The organism is Vibrio sp. AND4, from assembly GCF_000171815.1.
Classification (GTDB): Bacteria; Pseudomonadota; Gammaproteobacteria; order Enterobacterales; family Vibrionaceae; genus Vibrio.
This window is the reverse complement of the sequence record NZ_ABGR01000097.1, coordinates 1-1,809: the sequence shown is the minus strand read 5'-3', so window position 1 is coordinate 1,809 and position 1,809 is coordinate 1. Positions and strand designations below refer to the sequence as shown.

Annotated in this window: 3 protein-coding genes; 2 read left to right on the top strand and 1 reads right to left on the bottom strand. The window is 46.3% G+C overall.

The window, feature by feature from the left end; translation table 11 throughout:
- Positions 1–74: 74 nt before the first annotated feature.
- Together AND4_RS18860 and AND4_RS18855 are read left to right on the top strand one after the other, a co-directional pair.
- Positions 75–695, top strand: a complete 621-nt coding sequence (locus AND4_RS18860; RefSeq protein ID WP_009844588.1) for an FKBP-type peptidyl-prolyl cis-trans isomerase — start codon at positions 75–77, stop codon at positions 693–695.
- A gap of 151 nt (positions 696–846) precedes the next feature.
- Positions 847–1,326 carry a DUF2780 domain-containing protein gene (locus AND4_RS18855; RefSeq protein ID WP_009844587.1) on the top strand — a complete coding sequence of 160 codons (480 nt, stop codon included), beginning with the start codon at positions 847–849 and terminating at the stop codon, positions 1,324–1,326.
- A gap of 173 nt (positions 1,327–1,499) precedes the next feature.
- Here the strand turns inward: AND4_RS18855 and rplQ are convergent.
- Positions 1,500–1,809, bottom strand: a 310-nt coding sequence (gene rplQ / locus AND4_RS18850) for a 50S ribosomal protein L17 (RefSeq protein ID WP_009844586.1), incomplete at its 5' end; no start/stop codon positions are given.

Genomic DNA, 1,809 nt, shown 5'->3' with positions numbered 1-1,809 from the left:
CGAGCGCAATCATTTAAACCCGAGCTTGAACCTGATATCCTGTGGTTTTATTACTTCTTACAAGAGCAACATTCATGTCTGAAATTAATTTTGAAACTGCAGAACAAAAAGCGAGCTACGGTATTGGTCTGCAAATGGGTCAACAGCTAGCGGGTTCTGGCCTAGAAGGTCTTAACGTTGACGCTATCGCGGCTGGTATTGCGACAGCACTAACTGGTGACATGCCAGCTATCGAAGTTGACGAAATCAACAACGCACTGCAAGAGCTACACACTCGCGCTGAAGCGGTTCGTCAAGAAGCAGCTAAAGCGGCAGCGGCTGACGGTGAAGTATTCTTAAAAGACAACGCTCTACGTCCAGAAGTCACCGTTCTTGAGTCTGGTCTTCAGTACGAGATCATCACTGAAGGTACGGGTGAAATCCCAACTTCTGACAAGCAAGTTCGCGTTCACTACCACGGCGAACTTACTGACGGCACAGTATTCGACAGCTCAGTATCTCGCGGTCAACCAGCTGAGTTCCCAGTAACTGGCGTAATCAAAGGTTGGGTTGAAGCGCTTCAACTCATGCCTGTTGGCTCTAAGTGGAAACTATACATCCCACAAGATCTAGCATACGGTGAGCGTGGCGCAGGTGCTGCGATCCCTCCATTTGCTGCTCTAGTATTTGAAGTAGAACTACTAGACATCCTGTAATTGAGGCTCTCCTCAATACAAATTCTAAGCGGCGCTCACGAGCGCCGCTTTTTTTGTCTAAAATAAACAGGCTTAAGCAAAGCACCCTTAATGTCTCTGTTATCTTAAGTAATGAATAAACAACAATAATCGCAAGCCACATGGAGGTACCATGCGTAAAACACTCTTAACCTTGACTCTACTCTCAATGAGTATTGGTACGGCTCATGCCTTTCTGGATACTGTGACCGATAAAGATAAACAAGAAGGGCTAATGGATATGGTCAGCCAAAGCATGGGAGCTGAGTCTTCTCCACTGTCTGATTTGCTGACGAGCAAATTACCGGTTTCAACTGAACAGGCGGCTGGCGGTACTGGTGCCTTGTTGGCGTTGGCACAAAGCCAGTTGTCAGACCAAAACAGCAGTGAACTCAAATCTCTGATCCCCGGCATGTCGAGCTTAGACGGCGCTTCGAGTATGTTAGGTAATATTGAAAGTCTCAGTGCGGTACAAGGGACATTTGATAAGTTGGGGTTAGACCCAGCAATGATCAGCCAGTTTGCCCCCGTCATACTTGATTACTTAGGCAAACAAGGTGCAAGTGAAGGTTTACTCAGTTCGCTAAGTGGCTTGTGGGGGCCAAGTAACTAAAACCCAGTTGGACGCTAGATAAATGCGGTTCTGAAAGCATCTGATAGCAAAAGATTAGAGCAGAGGGGCGATCTCAAAAGCTTACTCAGTGACTCTTTTGTAAATTACAGACCGCAAATAACAGATACAAAAAAGCCGAGCTAATGCTCGGCTTTTTTGTTCTTACGAACTGATTACTCAGCAGCTTCTTCAGCAGCTGGGCGATCTACAAGCTCAATGTAAGCCATTGGAGCTTTATCACCAGCACGGAAGCCAGCTTTTAGGATACGAGTGTAACCGCCCTGACGAGCAGCAAAACGTGGACCTAGTTCGTTAAACAGTTTTGCAACTACTTCGTTATCACGAGTACGTGCAAATGCTAGACGACGGTTAGCAACACTGTCAGTCTTAGCTAGTGTAATCAAAGGCTCAACTACGCGACGTAGCTCTTTTGCTTTTGGCAAAGTAGTCTTGATAACTTCATGACGTACTAGAGAGCTAGCC